This window comes from Neglectibacter sp. X4, assembly GCF_009917365.1.
GTDB lineage: Bacteria > Bacillota > Clostridia > Oscillospirales > Acutalibacteraceae > Acutalibacter.
Genome location: NZ_QWLE01000181.1, coordinates 1 through 992, shown reverse-complemented (window position 1 = coordinate 992; position 992 = coordinate 1). Strand labels below are relative to the sequence as shown.

The 992-nt window shown below is 42.5% G+C and carries 1 protein-coding gene; it reads right to left on the bottom strand.

The genetic code is table 11. The annotated features are described in order from the left end of the window. Positions 1-237 precede the first annotated feature (237 nt). Positions 238-992, bottom strand: a 755-nt coding sequence (locus D1841_RS17540; protein ID WP_207709261.1) for a hypothetical protein, incomplete at its 5' end; no start/stop codon positions are given.

Here is a 992-nt window from a genome sequence, read left to right as displayed (position 1 = left end):
CCCAATTCCTTTTGCTCTTTTTTGTGCCCCCTAGCCCTTTGGCGTGCGTCCTTGCGTACTAACTTAATGACATTGCTCGCATTGACAGGCTCTCATCAACTCATAGAAAGAATTCACTGTTCCTTTCAGATGAGATTTTTTAAGCGTCTTTTTCATCTTTAATAAACTCCTTTCTAAAAGTTTTATAGCCAAGGCATTAAGCCTAAACTACCTCAATTTATGGTGCTTCCTACATCTCTATGCACTACCAGTCTTTTCTGCTATCATTTGAATTTCCTTTGCACACTGTTCCGCAGATATAGTTCCTTCTTTATAAAAATTTTTTAAAGCTGTTCCTGTATCAAAGCTATAAAGCTTTACATTTACCAGGGGCATAGACAAGTATGCCTCCACTCTTTTCATAGTAAGATCTGGATCATATTTGTTCATAATGTGTCCAAGCATTCTTTCATAAGCATAGTGATATGCGTCACCTTTAAGAGTTCTTGCCAGCAGTGACAAATTCTTTTTGTTGAGGGGAATACCTGTTGTAAAAACATTTCCGCCTTTTATCCGTGCGTTTTTCCGTTCTTGCAGGCAGTAAGACATAAACCTCCACGCAAGTTCCGGGTTTTTCATGCTGGCTGGGAAAGCGAAGTCTGTATAAGAATCAACGCTTAGCTGGCCTTTCGTATCCACCAGCGGATATGGGCCAGCCAGATACTCGAAAGGCTGGCTGATGTACGCCATAGAGCAGCAATCTATAACAGCCCACCCCATCATGGACCAGTTCCCCTTTTCCACATACTCATCAATAGGAGGGATACGCGAGAAGGAAGGTGTATCACCTGTTTCATGGGTGCGGATAAGTTCGTTGACAAAAACTGGAAAGTCTGCTGCTGTTCTAACACTGTGCTCTAATTGAGTCTGATCACCTTCCTCAATGCTGCCTGTTGTGTTCAAAAACTCCAGGAATGCAGGCGACAGAAAAGAGGCAGTCCCCGTCTCTATGT